This window comes from Agrobacterium sp. RC10-4-1, from assembly GCF_014138475.1.
Lineage (GTDB): Bacteria > Pseudomonadota > Alphaproteobacteria > Rhizobiales > Rhizobiaceae > Agrobacterium > Agrobacterium pusense.
Window position 1 is genome coordinate 64,723 of the sequence record NZ_JACJIT010000009.1, and the last position, 16,666, is coordinate 81,388.

Consider the following 16,666-nt stretch of genomic DNA (forward strand, 5'->3'; position numbering starts at 1 on the left):
CAAGGTGCCTCAAGCGGTGGTCGACACCCTCGGTGCGCCGCCCGCCGCCTGCACGGCAAGACTGCCCGCGGCAACCCCGGCTGTGAGGCATTGCTGTTCGTCCCTGCCTTGAAGCCAGGCATCAAGAAAACCGGCATTAAAGGCGTCGCCGGCGCCGGTCGTATCGACCACGGGTACTTCCTGGGCTGCCAGATGCTGCAAGCCCCTTCGACAAGATATCCACGCGCCCTGCGCGCCGCCTTTCAGCGCCACGACGGGAAAGCCCTCTGACAGGGCGTGGGTGGCTCTTTCCGGGTCAGAATGCCCCGTGATTGCTTCCGCCTCTTCAAGATTGGGCAAAAACACGTCGACACCGGCACAGGCCTTCAGCAGCCCCTTGTCGTAGATCAGCGAAGCATCCCAGCTTGGATCGAGCGATACTGACAATCCGCTTGCCTTGGCGCGTGAAACCAGATCAGGCATCTCATGCAGCGTGGCGAATTCGGCGATGTGCAGATGCCGGGCGTTATCCCACGCGAAGGCTGCATCGAGCGTCGAGGGACGGGCGGCACCGGCGCGGCGCGTCAAAAATGCCCGGTCCTGGCCAACCACCGTCGCCACCGTCACCTGCGGTCCGGCATCTGCTGCATGTTCCAGAAACCGCAGGTCGACGCCGCTCTGCGCCATTTTCTCACCGATATCGCGCGAAAACGTATCGGTGCCGAGCCTTGCGAGCAGAGCAACCGGGCGTCCGACGTGGGCGAAATGGGCGGCGGCAATGAAGGCTCCGCCGCCGGGGGCGATTTCCATGTCTCGGGCAAACAGTTCCCGGCCGAGCACTGGCAGTTCATTAAGACCGGTGAAAATGAGGTCACAATAGATCCGGCCGATGCTGATGACGGCAGTTTTTTCCGTTGTCATCATGCGCGGCCCAGAAGCTTTTCCGTCTTGGCGTCAAAAAGATAAAGCGAACCTCGCGCCGCCTGGCATTGCAGCCTGCCGCCGACGGCCGGAATGGTTTTGCTTCTCGCCGTGGCGATTACCGAACTGGTGTCGGTGTCCAGATGGACAAGCGTCTCCGGCCCGAGCGGCTCGACTGCCGTTACCGTTCCTTCCAGGGTAAACGTCCCCTGAGCGGACCCAGACTCGCCAACAAGCAGATCATGCGGCCGGACGCCGATCAGAAGCTCACCCGTGGCGGACGGCGCGACGCTGTCGCCGGCTCTGGTTCCGCGCAGCAGGTTCATCGAGGGGCTGCCGATGAAGCGTGCGGTAAAGATGTCGACGGGTGTTTCATAAAGTTCCGTTGGCGTGCCGACCTGCAGGATGTGGCCGTCCTTCATGACGACGATCCTGTCGGCCATGGTCATGGCTTCCACCTGATCGTGGGTGACATAAACGGTTGTCGTCTTAAGACGCTGATGCAAGCGCTTGATTTCAATACGCATCTGTGCGCGCAGCTGGGCGTCTAGATTAGACAGTGGCTCATCGAACAGGAAGGCGGCGGGATCGCGCACCATGGCGCGGCCGATGGCGACACGCTGCCGCTGGCCGCCTGACAGGGCCGCCGGCCGCCGGTCGAGCAGGGCCTCCAGACCGAGCACCCGGCCGGCCTCCTCGATGCGGCGGTTCTTTTCCTCGCGGTCAAGCTTCGAGGTGTAGAGGCCAAAGCCGATGTTCTGGCGAACCGTCATGTGCGGATAGATCGCATAGTTCTGGAAGACCATCGCGATATTGCGCTGTTTCGGTTCCTTCTCATTGACGATGTCGCCGCCGATCTTCAGCGCTCCGTCGGAGATTTCTTCCAGCCCGGCGATCATTCTAAGGGTGGTGGATTTGCCGCAGCCGGACGGGCCGACAAAAACGACGAACTCGCCGTCTTCAATGGCAAGATCGATGCCCTTGACCGCCTCGACCTTGCCGTAGCGCTTCACGAGTTTATTGAGTTCGATTGTCGCCATCATCGGGCTCCCGTCAGGGCGGTGAATTTCTCTGTGAGTTCCGCGGCCTTTGCCGCTTCGTGATCGGCGGATCGCCGTGCTTCCGCTTCGAATGCAGCAAGCCTGTTGCGATAGGTGGCAATCGCCTCCCGCATCGGTTCGGGGGCAGGGCCGCCGAAACGGCTGCGTACGGCAACGAAGTGCTCGGGCGAAACGATCTGCCTGAATTTTTCCTCATCGATCCCGGTTTGCCGCCCTGTCAGCTCATGGAACGCCTTGAGGAACGGGTGGTAACCGTCGTTCGGCAGATCGCCTTTCAGCGCGACGACGCTCTTGGCGACAGTCGCGGCAATCTCATGGGCCTGGCGGAAAGACAGGTCCTCGATGCGGACAAGCGAATCCGCCAGTTCCGTGATGGTGATACACGACCGGCGGATGTTCTGGTCGACCCTTTCGGGATCGATGCTGATCTGGCCAACGAGGCTGGCAAGAAGATCGAGAACCCGGCCGGCAGAGGCGAAGGCTTCGTAACCCATGCCCTGCGTTTCGCCCTCACTGTCATTCATGTCGGTGAAGGGCGTATTATGCATCACATCCAGCACCGTGCGCGTCCGCCCGAATGTCTGGCTGGCGAGGTGGCGCAGATGTTCAATCGGCACCGGGTTTCGCTTCTGCGGCATGATCGAGGAAATCTGCACCAGCGCGTTCGGCACGTAGATCTGGCCAACCTCGAAACTCGTCCAGAACTGGAAATCCTGGATGAGCCGTCCGAGATGCAGGAACATCAGCTCGATCGCGCCATAGGTCGCGGTCGTGTAATCCACGGCGGCGATGCAGGAATAGGAATTGCGTAAGGGTGCAGCAAAGCCCAGCAATTCGGCGACCCGCGCCCGATCGATGGGAAAGCCCGAGGTGGTGATGGCGGCAGCGCCCATCGGCGAAAGATCGACGATGCGGCGCGCCTCCGCAAAACGTTCGATATCCCGGATCAGCACCTCGATCGCTGCCGAAAGGTAGTGGCCGAAGGTGGTGGGCTGGGCCGGCTGCCCATGGGTGTAAGCCACGATCAGCGTGGCTTGATTGCGTTCGGCGGCATCGATCAGCGCTTTCAGCAGGACACGCGCCTTGACGGTGAGCGTGTCGATCTTTTCCTTGAGGCCGATCTTGAACAGCGTGTGATCGATATCGTTGCGCGAACGGGCCGTGTGCAGGCGGCCGGCGACGTCAACGCCGATGCGGGCTTTCAGCTCTTTCTCGATCAGGAAGAAGAAATCCTCGACTTCGCCGGTATAAACAAGCTCCGCGGGTTCTATGGTTTTGTCGATGTCTTCGAGTGCGCCGGCGATCTTGGCCGCCGTCTCGGCATCAAGAATGCCGGTTTCGCGCAGCATGACGAGGTGGGCGCGGTCTATGCGGCGGAACCCATCTACGTGGTGGTTCTTGGCGCCGTCGAAAAGCGGGCGCAGCACGGTTTCCTTGTAGACGGGGTCGGGAAACTTGCTGGTATCCGACTGGCGCGGGTTGATATCGGCCATGATGTTATCCTTTCAGGCCCGCCAGCATCACACCGCGAACGATGTAGCGTTGCAGGACGATGAAGACGATGAGGGTGGGGATGGTCGCAATGGCTGCGCCCGTCATGATCATTTCCCACTGGATCTGCTGTTCCACGGCAAAGCTCGAAAGGCCGACCGGCAGGGTGTAGAGCTCCTTGCTTGTCGTGACGATCAACGGCCAGAAGAATGCTGTCCAGTTCCCTAGGAAGGTGAAGATCGCGAGCGCGGAGAGTGCAGGCGTCACCAGCGGCAGGGCGACTTTCCACCAGATCTGGAACTCGTTGAGCCCGTCGACGCGCGCGGCCTCGATAAAGTCGTTGGGGACTGTCTCGAAGAACTGCTTCATCAGGAAGGTGCCGAAGGCCGTCATCATGCCCGGGAACATGATGCCCCAGTAGCTGTCGAGCCAGCCCAGCTGGCTGGACATCAGATACCAGGGAATGACGAGCATTTCGGTCGGGATCATCAGCGTCGACAGGATGGCGAGGAAGATGAAATAGCGGCCGCGAAACTCGAACTTCGCCAGCGTGTACCCGACCAGACTGTCAAAGAAGCAGTTGGAGACGGTAACGATGACCGCAACCAGCATGGAGTTGAAGAACCAGCGCAGGAAACGGCCGTCGGCCATGACAGTGATATAGTTGGCAAGCGTCGGTGCTGCGGGAATGAGCCTGAGATCATAGACCTGGTCCGCCGTCTTGAACGACGTCGAGAACATGAATAGTAGCGGCGAAACCATGATCACGCCGCCGATGAACAGCAACGTCCAGGCGAGAATGCGACCGGGGCGGATACGGGCGTGGGAAAGTGGCTTTGCTTCGCTCATTTCTTTTCCCTCAGGACCCAGAGCTGGATCAGCGATACGACGAGAAGAATGGTAAACAGGACGACCGTCTGCGCTGCGGCATAGCCCATGGCATAGGAATTGAACGCCGTCTGATAGATCATCAGCACCAGCGGTTTGGTTGAGCCGAGCGGTCCGCCCGGATCATTGGTCGTCATGTTGTAGACCTGGTCGAAGATGCGCAGGAAACCGATGGACGAGAAGACCACGAGGAAGACCGTGGTGGGTTTCAGAAGCGGAAGCGTGATCTTGCGCAGGATCGCCCATTCGCCCAGCCCGTCGATGCGGGCGGCTTCGTAAAATGTCGTTGGAATGGCGCGCAGCCCGGCCATGAAGATGATGATCTGGAAGCCAAGGCCTGCCCAGATGGCTGTCACCATGATCGAATAAAGCGCCTGGTCCGTAGAGCGGATGAAGGGTTGCTGCGGAATGCCGAGAAGTGCGAAGACGTCGTTGATGATGCCGATGGGCGGCGGTTGATAGAACCAGCGCCAGACCCAGGCCATCGCGGCCGCCGTCGTCAGATAGGGCAGGAAATAAAGCGCACGGATGAAACCGTGCAGGATGCGTACGCGGTCGAGATAAAAGGCGATGACGAAGGCGAGCACGAGGCTGATCGGTGTGCCGACGATGAGATACGCGAAGGTGTTCTTGAACACCTTCCAGAATTGCGGGTCCTTGAAGAGCTTGACGTAATTGGCGACGCCGATGAACTTTGCCGGCCTCAGCAGGTCCCAGTTGGTGAAGGACAGGTAGAAGGCCTGCAGCGTCGGGTAAAAACGGATGATGCTGTAAAACAGGATAGGGATCGCCAGAAAGCTCCATATCCATAAGAGCCGTTTCGTGCGCATGGAAAGACGGTCCCCAAAGGAGCCGCCGGGGCGGCCGGTTACCGCCCCCTGTTGATCTGTCGCTGTCATGGTTGGACCTGCGGTTTTCAGGGTTTCGCCGCGTCGATGATTTCCTGCTCGGCCTCGGCGGCCTGCTTGATGGAATCTTCAACCGACTGGCCCTCGAGCAGGACCCGGTTGGTCATGTCAATGGCGTTCTGGCGCTGGGCGGCCTCATCCATGAACAGTGTCGTGTGGGCATATTCCAGACCCTTCAGGAACGGCGCGTAGATCGGGTCCTTCAGGTTTTCTTCGGTCAGCGCTGCGGAGCGTCGCGCCGGCAGTTCGCCGACTGTCTTCAGCCATATCGCCATGGCTTCCGGTGAAGAGATATAGGCGAGGAACTTCTTGGACGCCTCAAGCTCTTCACCCGTTGTCTTGGCGCTGATGCCGTTGGCGAAATAGCTCGCATAGTTGGAGCGGATATTCTTGTCATTGGTCGGAAGTTCGGTCACGCCCCACTCGAAATCCTTGATGGTGCGGAACGAGCCCAGCCGAAAAGTGCCGTCGATGGTCATACCCGCCTTGCCCGCACGGAAGGCGGCCTGGCCTTCATCCATGAAACCCGCCTGACCGATCTTTTTTTCGAGCTGCAGACTGGTGTAGAATTTCAGAGCCTGGATGCCGGGCTCGCTATTATATGCGACCTTCTGGTCATTGTCGGTATAGGGCTCGCCACCATATTGGCGGATGAGCACCTCACGCCACCACTGGTGATCCTGTCCGCCCATATCGAGCGTGGAACCGGCGACGGTGAGATTGCCGGCGGCATCGTGCTTGGCGATCTTTTGCGCGGCGGCGACGAATTCATCGAGCGTCTTCGGCGGATTTGCGGGATCGAGACCCGCCTCGGTAAAGAGCTTCTTGTTGTAGAACAGTGCAAGCGAACGAACCGCGGTCGGCAGGCCGTAATAGTCCTCGCCGCGTTTCATGGCGCTTACGATCGGGAAAAATTCGCTTTCGATCTTGTCATGCGGGAAAGCGTCTGTTGGCAGCGGCTGCAAAATCCCGCCCGCTGCGAACTTGTCGAGCCAGCCGTAAAACAGCTGCATCACGTCCGGGCCCTTGCCGGACATATTGGCGGCAATCACGCGCGTCTGGTAATCGGCATAAGGGAAGGTTACCTGCTTGACGGTGATGTCGGGATTGGCCTTCTGGAATTGTGCGATCAGCTCGTCCATGGCCTTCACGCGGGTGTCGAAGACATATTGCCAATATTCGATTTCAACCGCCTGCGCGGCGTTGAATGCAAATGTGCTGAAACCGGCAACCAAGCCGGCGAACAGAGTTGCCCTGCGCATGTAAGCCTCCTTTTCCTCCGCCCGGTCTTCCGGATGCGGAGCGATCGTTCCCTTTTCCGCGCTTTCGCGCGCGCTCATCGATTTGCCGGTGGCGGAGTTTCCTCTTCCGCCTGGACAAGCCTGACCCCCGGTCGCTCTTACGGTTCTCTGAAGGCAGGCATTTGTCAATAAGATAATTTACTTGAATTATTATATTGCGCTTATCGTCGGTTCGACGCTATTAATTTTCTAACAGACGGGAAGTTGAAGAGATGACGGTGCACACGGTGGACGCTTATCCCGTAGCAATCGGAAAAAACCCTGAGCGGAGCCGCGAACATAACAGGCGAGTCGTCCTCGATATTGTCCGGCGGCACGGATCCCTCGGTCGCGCCGAGATCGCCAAGATCACGCATCTGACGCCGCAGGCGGTCGCCAATATCGTCGATGAACTTATGGGCGAGGAGTTGCTGAAGGAGCTCGGCCGTCGTCGCTCCGGTCGCGGCCAGCCGCCGATCCAGTTTTCGGTCAACCCGGATGGCGGGGCGACGATCGGCGTGGAAATCGCCGCCGACCATATGGTCACCGTCGGTCTTGATCTCGCCGGCGTTCTTCGCACGCAGCGCATCACGCCGCTCTCGGACACGACACCGGAAGCCATATTCAAGACCTTTGCCGCCGAGCATGACGCCGTTGCCAAAAATCTAGGCTGCAGGCTTCTTGGCACCGGTGTCGTCATGCCCGGTCCCTTCGAGATCGATGGCATGACTTCGGTGGGACCGACGACGCTTTCCGGCTGGGGCGGCATTGATGCCCGGCAGATGCTAGGCGAAGCCTGCGGCCAGCCGGTCGTGGTTGAAAACGATGCCACGGCCGCAGCAGTCGGGGAACGGCTGTTTGGTGCTGGTCTGGCGATCCCGAATTTCTGCATGATCTATTTCGGCGTCGGTATCGGCCTCGGCATCATCCAGGATGGCGCGCCCTATCGCGGTGCATTCGGGAATGCCGGCGAAATCGGCCATGTGACTGTTTCGCCGAGGGGAAGGCCTTGTCCTTCCTGCGGGCAGAGAGGGTGCCTGGAGGCTTATGCCTCAGTCTATGTACTGAAGGAAAAGCTTGTATGCGCCGGTGTTGCGGATACGGAACTTGATGATCTGGAGGCCCTGTTCAAGGCAGGCCATCCCGTGGTGAGGGAATGGATCGACGAAGCTGCGGCGCATCTGGCGCCCATGGTGGCGATGCTCGAGAACATTCTCGATCCGCAGACAGTCATTCTCGGCGGCGCTCTGCCTGAGGTCATCATCAGTGAAATCATTGCACGGATGGGGCCTTTGCCGACCTCGGTCGCAAGTCGCAGGCAGCGGGAACTTCCGCGTGTCATCCATGGCAAGTCCGGGCAGTTGACTGCTGCCCTCGGCGCTGCCGCCTTGCCGCTTTTCGATATCGTCACGCCAAAACTTGAGACATCCATGGGAGCCGCAGCGCAGGCACTCGGCTGAATATTGGAGGAGACCGCCCATGCTTACCCCCCGGGAGCGCATCGAACGGCAAATGGCCGATCCGTGGCTCATACGCCTGCATCGCAGGCTGAGCGCGCTGAAGTCCACGGTGACCGTCATGCATACCGGCGCGCATCCGGACGACGAGCAGAACGGGTTGCTTGCCTATTTCCGCATGGAGCTTGGCATGCGTACCATCATCGCCTGCTCGACACGTGGCGAGGGCGGTCAGAATGCGCTGGGGCCGGAAAGGCTCGGCGCGCTCGGCGTCATCCGCTCGCGGGAGCTGGAGGAGGCGGCCCGCGTCATCGATGCGGATATCAGCTGGCTCGGCCATGGGCCGGCGGATCTCATTCATGACTTCGGGTTCTCCAAGGATGGCGACCAGACCTTTGGCCGCTGGGGGCAGCAGCGCATCATTGAGCGGCTGGTGCGCGCCTATCGCAAGGAGCGGCCGGATATCGTCATCCCGACCTTTCTCGATGTGCCGGGACAACATGGGCACCACCGCGCCATGACGCGTGCGGCAAAGAGCGCCATCGCGCTGGCGGCGGACCCTGCGGCCTATCCTGAACATCTTGCAGAGGGGCTGAAGCCGTGGCAGGTGGCGAAATATTACCTTCCCGCGTGGTCGGGCGGTGGTGACACCTATGATGACGAAGTGCCGCCGCCGGAGACGACCGTAACGGTAAATGCTCGCGGCAGGGAGCAGGCGACTGGCGCGCAATATGACCGGATCGGCGAATGGTCGCGTTATTATCACGCTTCTCAGGGAATGGGACATTGGCCTAAGCTGGCGCAAGAGGTCTGGCCGCTGCATCTCGAACTCGCCAGTGATGCAGGGGGCCAAGAACACTCGATCCTCGACGGGCTGCCGTCTTCGTTGTCAGACCTTGCGGTGTTCCCGGGCCTGGATACCGAATTGGCAAAGGCGCTGGTCAAGGCGGAACAGGCGATAAGCGAAGCGATATCAGCCTTTCCCGACAGGCAGCGGATCACGGCGTCACTTCTTGCGGCTGCAGCGCTTTTGCAGACGGTGGACGAATCCGCCACTGCGGATTTCAGGGAACTGCACGGACATCGGATCAGGCGCAAACGGGCGCAGGTCGATGCCGCCATCCTGACGGCGCTTGATGTTTTCGAGCGGGCCTACGCCGCGCCGGCGGAGATCGTTCCGGGCGGAACGTCGGTTCTTTCCGTGGAGCTTTCAGACAAGGCGGCTCACATTGATGTCGAGGTCACCCTGGTCCTGCCATCAGGTGTATCGTCATCCATCCAGTCACTTGGCGAGACGCGGGTCTTTAAGCTTGTCGCGGATCAGGATGCACCTGTTTCCGGGCTGTATCAGCCTGACTGGAAAGCCATGGGCGGCAATGGCCATGCCTCAGTGCGGCTTTCCGCAACGATTGAAGGCAGAACGGTTTCGGCCGCCTTCGACCTTGAGGAACCGTTTTTCGTGACGCCGGCGCAGTCGCTGACCATTGCGCCGGACGCTCTTCTGGTTCCGCTCGGACAGGGGCAGGAGGCGCATGTCTTTCAGGCGCATATAAAGGGCGCCGATGCGTCGCTGTCGTTCAGGAATACGGGCGGCTGGAACCTGCGCAAGAACGGCGGCGACTGGATTGCCGAACGTAACGGCGAGGCCCGGGTGGGCCTTGCCCAGATCGAGGCGCTTGTCGGTGCGCAACCCGCTTTTCAGATAACGCCGATCGCTTATCCGCACATCGGTCGGGCAAGATTTCTGGCGCCGTCCGTTCTGAAGATCCTCTCGCTGGACCTGAAGCTGGCCGAGAAGGCGCGGATCGGCTATGTCGGTGGTGGTGCTGACAGGGTGGGTCTTTGGCTGTCGCGAATGGGACTCGATGTCACCGACCTCGACGCTCAGGCGCTTGGCGGGGACCTGTCTTCCTTTACGACGATCGTTATTGGCATCTTCGCCTTCGGCATCCGCAGGGATCTCGCTGCCGAGACGGAGAAACTTCACCGCTTCGTCGAAAACGGCGGTCATCTGGTCACGCTCTATCACCGGCCGACTGACGGATGGAATCCGGAAACGACACCAGTCCGGCGTCTTGAGATCGGCAAGCCTTCCCTGCGCTGGCGTGTGACCGATCCGCAGGCGGAGGTAACGGTGCTCTTGCCCGACCATCCGCTGCTTGTCGGGCCCAACAGGATTGATGCCGCCGACTGGGGGGGCTGGGACAAGGAGCGCGGGCTTTATTTCGCCTCGCGCTGGGATGATGTCTACGAGCCATTGCTCGCCATGCATGATGTCGATGAGCAGCCGCTGAAGGGTGCGCTGGTTTCGGGCGTCATCGGCAAGGGTAGGCATACCCATACCAGCCTCGTGCTGCATCACCAGATGGACAAGCTTGTGCCTGGCGCTTTCCGCCTCATGGCCAATCTTGTGCAACCGGCGTGAATGGCGACGATCAAAGCGAAGAACAGCAAGGCCCTCGCGAAACGGACACCCGCGCGGGCATAGGCTGGCTGTTGCTGGACATGACCCTTGTCGCGGGCGGTATGACCGCGCTCGTCAAGGCACAAGGCGTCACCTATCCCGCCTTCCAGCTCGTCTTCATCAGGGCGATGATTGGTCTGATGTTCATCCTGCCACTCATCTGGCGGCACCGGGGAGAAATGGCGCGCATCCAATATCCCTGGCGTAACATTTTCCGCATCTGCTGCAATGCCATCGCACTCACCAGCAATTTCATCGCCATCACCCTGTTGCCGCTTGCGACCGTCAATGCCGTTGGTTTTTCCCGGCCATTGGTGACGATGGCGATGGCTGTCGCCTTTCTTGGCGAAAGCGTGAGCCGCTTTCGCTGGGCGGGAGCCTGTCTTGCATTTGTCGGCGTTCTGGTCGTCATTGGGCCGGGCGGCGCGGAATTTGGCGTGGGCGTGATTGTTGTTCTGATATCGGTGGTGTTCGGTGCGCTTGCGGTTATCCAGACACGAGCGCTGCGGCGGGAGAACACCACTGTCATGATGGTGTTCTACACGGTGGGCCTCGCCGTCATCACAGCCATTCCGGCAATCTGGACATGGAAGCCGGTTGCGTCATTTGACTGGGTTCCGTTGCTCGGCATCGGATTGCTGGCGCAGATGGGACAATATTGCTTCCTGCGGGCCTATCGTATCGCGGATGCAAGCGTCCTTGCGCCGGTCAGCTATCTGTCGATCCTGTTTGTGACTGCGGTCGGATATTTTCTGTTCGACGAAGTGCCTGAAGCCCGCGTGGTGTTCGGCATCGTCATCATTCTCGTGTCGCTGCAATCGACTGCGCTTGCGGAATATCTCTTGAAAAGGCTGCGCCGCAAAAGATGACGGGCAGGTTCTATCGCGATTGTGCAAGGACCCGAAGCTTAATCCAGCTCAGCGCCGCAAGTTTCAAACGGTCGTAAAACGAACGGGCAAAACGCACATAGCGCATGATCCAGGCGAGCCAGCCATAGGTGAGAAGCTTTTCCCGGCCGGCATGGTAGATGCGTTCGACAATCAGGAAGGTCGAAAGATGGGCAATGATCGTCAGAACTACCCCCGACTTGAAAGCCCCATGGGCGAAGAGGACGAGGCCGATGATCTTCATCGGTTCCGCAATCGCGAAGGGAACGGCGAGACAGAGTAGAATGGCAAGGCGCGGCAGCTGCGCTATCCGGCTTTCCAGCCGCTGGATGATTTTCAGGTTCGACAGGGCCCTGATGACCGGCCGGTAGAGCGGACGGAAAATGCCGTCGAGGACCATGGCGAAAACGATGATCGCCCTAAGCGGAAAGACGAGGATCGTCCGGATTTTGCTGTTCACCTCTGCCAGCCTCCAAAGAAGGTGTAACGCCTATTCTTAATCGCCTGAAACATGTCAAAACCAAGTCCTGTTTCGCGTCAGCCCTGCCTGACACTGGCATACATGCCGGTGGTGCGGAATTCGCTCGGATTGGTGCCGTAAAGCCTGCGGAACACCTTCGAGAAATAGTTCGGATCCTCGAAACCGCATAGCACCGAGACTTCCTTGATTGGAATGTTGGCTGCGGTGGTCAATAGCTTGGCTGCCCGTCTCAGGCGTCTTTGCAAGACGAATTCCGCCGGCGGCAGGCCTTCGCTTGCGGTGAAGATTCGGGAAAAATGCGCGCGGCTGAGACCCGCCACGGCGGCCAGGTCGCCGACGGAAAGTCGGTCGCCAAGGTGGCTGTCTATATAGCTCAGCACCTGCTGCATCGTGCGATATTCGCCGCCAAAGGAAGGATGCGAGCCGAAGACATCGTCATAAAGCGTCATCGCCGCCTCATAGGCGACAGCCGACGCCGCCCCCGGTGTCTCGGCACCGTTGACGAGACGTGAGCAGCATCCGGCGAGATGATCCACCGTTTCCGGCTGCAGCTTGAGGATCGGGCCGGTGACGGAGAGAATGTTGCGGTGGATGCGGAGCGCTTCCTCGCCATTCATTGAAATCCAGAAGAACTCCCACTCCTTGCCATCTTCCAGCCAGTAGCGGTGATTGTGGGGAATGAGCAGCAGCAGGGTTTCGCCGGGCCTCACCACGTAATGGCGGTTCTCATAGCGCAGGTTGCCCTGACCGCCGATGCAATATTGCAGGACGGTAAAGGGCGTCTGGCCGCGCTTGCGCCCATCCCAATCATAATTGCCGCCACGGCGGATTTCATAACCGCTGCTGGTCGGCATGGTGTGCAGCGTCTGGCGGCCGCGCGGCAGCGAGACGGTTCGCATGCCGGGTCCCTGATCGATCAAATCCCGCAGCACAAAATTACCCATGAAAGCATAATCCTTCTCTGGTCCTCGCCGGCATTATACGCATAATCCCGATCCGAGGAGACAGCCAGCAGGATATTGTTGCTGAAAAATTGGAGAGGAAGGCCGGTTTTCCGGGATTCTCACGGGTATTTTTCTGCAATGCCATTTTACGATCCGTCGGCCCGTTTCACCCGTTCGATTTGCAACAGAGGTGGCGTTATGAGTTTCAAAATCGCTATTATTGGCGCTGGCAGCGTCGGTTTCACGAAAAAACTGTTCACCGATCTCCTGTGTGTGCCGGAGTTTCGCGATATTGAAGTCGCGCTCACGGATATCAGCCAGCACAATCTCGATATGATCAGGGCAATCCTTGACAAGATCGTTGAGGCAAATGGTTTCCCCGTGAAGGTGACCGCCCATACGGACCGCCGCCGGGCGCTGGAGGGCGCGAAATACATCATCAGCTGCGTGCGGGTCGGCGGGCTCGAAGCCTATGCGGACGATATCCGCATTCCGCTGAAATACGGCATCGACCAGTGCGTAGGCGATACAATCTGCGCCGGCGGCATTCTCTACGGTCAGCGCAACATTCCCGTCATTCTCGATTTCTGCAAGGATATCCGCGAGGTCGTGGCACCCGGCGCAAAGTTCCTGAACTATGCCAACCCGATGGCCATGAACACTTGGGCAGCCATCGAATATGGCAAGGTGGATACGGTCGGTCTCTGCCACGGCGTTCAGCACGGGGCGGAACAGATTGCCGAAATCTTCGGTGCGAAATCCCCGGCAGAACTCGATTACATCTGCTCCGGCATCAACCACCAGACATGGTTCATCGATCTGCGGCTCAATGGCCGCAAGATCGGTAAGGAGGAGCTGGTTGCCGCGTTTGAGGCGCATCCGGTCTTCTCGCAGCAGGAGAAGCTTCGCATCGACGTGCTGAAGCGCTTCGGCGTCTATTCGACCGAAAGCAACGGCCATCTCTCTGAATATCTGCCGTGGTATCGTAAGCGGCCAGAGGAAATCGCCCGCTGGATCGACATGTCCGACTGGATTCACGGGGAAACCGGCGGTTATCTCCGCCACTCCACCGAAACGCGCAACTGGTTCGAAACGGAATTCCCGCAGTTTCTCGCCTCGGCCGACAAGCCGATCGATCCGGCAAAGCGCTCCAACGAACATGCAAGCCATATTCTTGAGGCGCTGGAGACCGGGCGTGTCTATCGCGGCCACTTCAACGTCAAGAACAATGGCGTCATCAGCAATCTGCCGGCGGACGCCATCATCGAATCGCCCGGTTTTGTCGACCGTTTCGGCATCAACATGGTTTCCGGCATCACGTTGCCGGAAGCCTGTGCGGCCACCTGCATGGCGTCCATCAACGTGCAGCGCATGTCGGTCCATGCGGCAGTCACTGGCGATATCGATCTTTTGAAACTCGCCGTGCTGCATGATCCGCTGGTCGGCGCCGTCGCCACGCCGGAGGAGGTCTGGCAGATGGTGGACGAGATGGTTGTCGCTCAGGCGCGCTGGCTGCCGCAATATGCCGATGCCGTTCCGGCGGCGAAGGAGCGACTTGCGAAGTCCAGCGTCAAGACCCGTGACTGGGCGGGTGCCGCGCGCCGCAACGTGCGTTCCATCGAGGAATTGCGGGCCGAGAAATCGGCACTGAAAAAGGCCGTTTGAAGGAAAAGACATGGGAAAAGGCCGGCGGCGGAAGGGAGTTCGCCGTCCGGTCTCAACGATGAGAGAGGGTCGGCGGTCGAAGAGCTGCCATTTGGGAGGAATGACGATGTTACTTCAACGCAGGATTGGTATCATCTCGGCACTGGGGTTCGGTGTTTCGATGATCGCACTCAATGCGAATGCCTTCGAAACCACGACGCCGCCCGAGCCGCCGCAATTTCCGGCCGAAGGCAAGATCAACTATGTGGCGCGCGACTCGATCCTCGAATTCAAGGCGCTGCCAAGCTACAGCGAACCCGACTGGATTACCGAGAAATTCGAAAAGTCCGGCAAGCTGCCGCCGCTGAAAGAGCGCCTGCCCGAGGAGCCGCTGGTTTACAAAACAGGCAATATGCCCGACGGCATGGGCGTCTACGGCGATACGATGCGCCATGTGGTCGGCGGCAGGCCGGAGGGCTGGAACTATATTGCCGGTCAGAGCCAGGGCTGGGGCGGCATCGACATCGCCCTTTCCGAGTGCCTGACGCGCACCGCGCCGCTGTTCCAGGTAGATGCCAAGGATACCGAGCCGCTGCCCAATCTGGCCAAAAGCTGGGAGTGGTCGGAAGATGGCCACAAGCTGACGATGCATCTCGTCAAGGGTGCCAAATGGTCGGATGGCGAGCCCTTCAACGCCGATGACGTGATGTTCTACTGGGAAGACGCCGTCATCGATCCCAATGTCTCACCGCTTGGCGGCGGGGCATCGCCTGAGGCTTTCGGCGAGGGAACGACGCTCAAGAAGGTCGATGACTATACCGTCGAATGGACGTTCAAGGCGGCGTTCCCGAAGCAATATCTCTACACCATGGCCTATCCGAGCTTCTGCCCCGGGCCGTCGCATATTCTGAAACCCCAGCATCCGAAATATTCCAAGAACACCTATAATCAATTCAAAAACGCGTTCCCGCCTGAGTATATGAACATGCCGGTCATGGGCGCATGGGTGCCGGTTTCTTATCGGCCGGATGATCTCATCGTGCTGCGGCGCAACCCCTATTACTGGAAAGTGGACGAGAAAGGCCAGCAGTTGCCCTATCTCAATGAAGTCCATTACAAGCTCTCCACCTGGGCGGACCGCGATGTGCAGGCCGTAGCGGGATCGGGCGATTTCTCCAATCTCGAGCAGCCGGAGAATTTCGTCGCCTCGCTGAAACGCGCCGCTGACCCCAATGCGCCAGCCCGCCTTGCCTTTGGGCCGCGCCTTATCGGCTATAATCTGCAGATGAACTTTTCCGCCAATGGATGGGGCAATCCGGATGAGCGCGGGCAGGCCATCCGTGAGCTGAACCGTAACGAGGCGTTCCGCCAGGCCGTCACCTCCGCTCTTGATCGCAAGGCGATCGGTGACTCGCTGGTGAAGGGGCCTTTCACGGCGATCTATCCGGGTGGTATTTCGTCGGGGACAAGCTTCTATGATCGTGCTTCAACGGTCTATTACCCCTTCAACCTCGAGGCTGCCAAGGCTGCACTGGCTTCGATTGGCCTGAAAGACACTGACGGCGACGGTTTCCTGAATTTCCCCAAGGAAACGCTTGGCGGCCGTAATGTCGAGATTACCCTTCTCGTCAACAACGGTTACGCGACAGACAAGAGCCTTGCGGAAGGTCTCGTCGGCCAGATGGCGAAACTTGGGCTTCGCGTCGTCATCAATAGCCTCGATTCAAACCAGCGTGACGCCGCCCACTATGGCGGGCAGTTTGACTGGCTGGTGCGGCGCAATTCCACCGAGCTTTCATCCGTGGTGCAGAATACCGAGCAACTGGCCCCTGTCGGGCCGCGCACCAGCTGGAACCATCGTGCACCCGAAGGCAAGGAACTGGACCTGATGCCGTTCGAGAAGGACATGGCCGACATTGTGCGCAAGTTCATATCTTCGCAGGACAATGCCGAGCGGGCCGAGCTGATGAAGCAATACCAGAAGGTCTATACGCAGAACCTCTACACGATTGGCCTCACCGAATATCCCGGTGCGCTCATCGTCAACAAGCGGTTCTCCAATGTGCCGCAGGGTACGCCGATCTTCATGTTCAACTGGGCCGAAGACGCTATCATCCGCGAACGCCTGTGGGTCGCGGCCGACAAGCAGGGCAAATATGAACTTTTCCCTGAGCAGCTTCCCGGCAAGCCGGGCGAGGGCGGGCCGATCAACTGAAGCTTCCGGTAAAGGTGCGTAACGCCATTATGTCCGGAAGTACGAA

Annotated in this window: 13 protein-coding genes; 5 read left to right on the plus strand and 8 right to left on the minus strand. The window is 59.5% G+C overall.

Going from position 1 to position 16,666, the window contains the following annotated elements:
* Positions 1 to 9: 9 nt before the first annotated feature.
* From FHW77_RS22405 to FHW77_RS22430, 6 genes are read right to left on the minus strand one after another with little or no spacing between them, the layout of a single operon-like run.
* Positions 10 to 903, minus strand: coding sequence for a carbohydrate kinase family protein (locus FHW77_RS22405; protein ID WP_182590716.1), 894 nt, complete (start codon positions 901 to 903; stop codon positions 10 to 12).
* Positions 900 to 1,940 carry an ABC transporter ATP-binding protein gene (locus tag FHW77_RS22410; RefSeq protein WP_006697291.1) on the minus strand — a complete coding sequence of 347 codons (1,041 nt, stop codon included), beginning with the start codon at positions 1,938 to 1,940 and terminating at the stop codon, positions 900 to 902. The genes FHW77_RS22405 and FHW77_RS22410 overlap by 4 nt, the downstream gene beginning before the upstream one ends.
* Positions 1,940 to 3,454 (minus strand): argininosuccinate lyase, encoded by a 1,515-nt coding sequence (gene argH / locus FHW77_RS22415; protein ID WP_182590717.1) that lies wholly within the window; start codon positions 3,452 to 3,454, stop codon positions 1,940 to 1,942. Before argH ends, FHW77_RS22410 begins: the two co-directional genes overlap by 1 nt.
* Before the next feature lie 4 nt (positions 3,455 to 3,458).
* Entirely contained in the window at positions 3,459 to 4,301 is an 843-nt protein-coding gene (locus FHW77_RS22420) for a carbohydrate ABC transporter permease (RefSeq protein WP_044458934.1), read from the minus strand.
* Positions 4,298 to 5,239, minus strand: a complete 942-nt coding sequence (locus tag FHW77_RS22425) for a carbohydrate ABC transporter permease (protein ID WP_113382297.1) — start codon at positions 5,237 to 5,239, stop codon at positions 4,298 to 4,300. The genes FHW77_RS22420 and FHW77_RS22425 overlap by 4 nt, the downstream gene beginning before the upstream one ends.
* 17 nt (positions 5,240 to 5,256) lie before the next feature.
* Positions 5,257 to 6,510, minus strand: a complete 1,254-nt coding sequence (locus FHW77_RS22430; RefSeq protein ID WP_037092597.1) for a sugar ABC transporter substrate-binding protein — start codon at positions 6,508 to 6,510, stop codon at positions 5,257 to 5,259.
* 251 nt (positions 6,511 to 6,761) lie between these two features.
* Here FHW77_RS22430 and FHW77_RS22435 point away from each other — a divergent pair, with 251 nt between their 5' ends.
* From FHW77_RS22435 to FHW77_RS22445, 3 genes are read left to right on the plus strand one after another with little or no spacing between them, the layout of a single operon-like run.
* Positions 6,762 to 7,988 (plus strand): ROK family transcriptional regulator, encoded by a 1,227-nt coding sequence (locus FHW77_RS22435; RefSeq protein ID WP_112416839.1) that lies wholly within the window; start codon positions 6,762 to 6,764, stop codon positions 7,986 to 7,988.
* A gap of 19 nt (positions 7,989 to 8,007) precedes the next feature.
* Positions 8,008 to 10,410: a PIG-L family deacetylase gene (locus FHW77_RS22440; RefSeq protein WP_112416840.1), complete on the plus strand. Its 2,403-nt coding sequence runs from the start codon at positions 8,008 to 8,010 to the stop codon at positions 10,408 to 10,410.
* On the plus strand, positions 10,407 to 11,318 hold the full coding sequence (locus FHW77_RS22445) for a DMT family transporter (protein ID WP_112416841.1): 912 nt from the start codon (positions 10,407 to 10,409) through the stop codon (positions 11,316 to 11,318). Before FHW77_RS22440 ends, FHW77_RS22445 begins: the two co-directional genes overlap by 4 nt.
* 10 nt (positions 11,319 to 11,328) lie before the next feature.
* Here FHW77_RS22445 and FHW77_RS22450 read toward each other — a convergent pair whose 3' ends face one another.
* Entirely contained in the window at positions 11,329 to 11,796 is a 468-nt protein-coding gene (locus tag FHW77_RS22450; protein ID WP_080823136.1) for a hypothetical protein, read from the minus strand.
* Between the two features lie 77 nt (positions 11,797 to 11,873).
* Positions 11,874 to 12,761, minus strand: coding sequence for an AraC family transcriptional regulator (locus FHW77_RS22455; RefSeq protein WP_112416842.1), 888 nt, complete (start codon positions 12,759 to 12,761; stop codon positions 11,874 to 11,876).
* Between the two features lie 198 nt (positions 12,762 to 12,959).
* Between FHW77_RS22455 and FHW77_RS22460 the strand changes: the two genes are divergently transcribed.
* Positions 12,960 to 14,426, plus strand: a complete 1,467-nt coding sequence (locus FHW77_RS22460) for an alpha-glucosidase/alpha-galactosidase (protein ID WP_112416843.1) — start codon at positions 12,960 to 12,962, stop codon at positions 14,424 to 14,426.
* Between the two features lie 106 nt (positions 14,427 to 14,532).
* Positions 14,533 to 16,620 (plus strand): ABC transporter substrate-binding protein, encoded by a 2,088-nt coding sequence (locus tag FHW77_RS22465; RefSeq protein WP_182590718.1) that lies wholly within the window; start codon positions 14,533 to 14,535, stop codon positions 16,618 to 16,620.
* Positions 16,621 to 16,666 lie beyond the last annotated feature (46 nt).

Bases quoted from the DNA above. Each gene is read 5' to 3' on its own strand.
- FHW77_RS22410 (WP_006697291.1), bottom strand. From the start codon at position 1,940: ATGGCGACAATCGAACTCAATAAACTCGTGAAGCGCTACGGCAAGGTC.
- FHW77_RS22420 (WP_044458934.1), bottom strand. From the start codon at position 4,301: ATGAGCGAAGCAAAGCCACTTTCCCACGCCCGTATCCGCCCCGGTCGC.
- FHW77_RS22465 (WP_182590718.1), top strand. From the start codon at position 14,533: ATGTTACTTCAACGCAGGATTGGTATCATCTCGGCACTGGGGTTCGGT.
- FHW77_RS22440 (WP_112416840.1), top strand. From the start codon at position 8,008: ATGCTTACCCCCCGGGAGCGCATCGAACGGCAAATGGCCGATCCGTGG.
- FHW77_RS22460 (WP_112416843.1), top strand. From the start codon at position 12,960: ATGAGTTTCAAAATCGCTATTATTGGCGCTGGCAGCGTCGGTTTCACG.
- FHW77_RS22455 (WP_112416842.1), bottom strand. From the start codon at position 12,761: ATGGGTAATTTTGTGCTGCGGGATTTGATCGATCAGGGACCCGGCATG.
- FHW77_RS22425 (WP_113382297.1), bottom strand. From the start codon at position 5,239: ATGACAGCGACAGATCAACAGGGGGCGGTAACCGGCCGCCCCGGCGGC.
- FHW77_RS22435 (WP_112416839.1), top strand. From the start codon at position 6,762: ATGACGGTGCACACGGTGGACGCTTATCCCGTAGCAATCGGAAAAAAC.
- FHW77_RS22430 (WP_037092597.1), bottom strand. From the start codon at position 6,510: ATGCGCAGGGCAACTCTGTTCGCCGGCTTGGTTGCCGGTTTCAGCACA.
- FHW77_RS22405 (WP_182590716.1), bottom strand. From the start codon at position 903: ATGATGACAACGGAAAAAACTGCCGTCATCAGCATCGGCCGGATCTAT.
- argH (WP_182590717.1), bottom strand. From the start codon at position 3,454: ATGGCCGATATCAACCCGCGCCAGTCGGATACCAGCAAGTTTCCCGAC.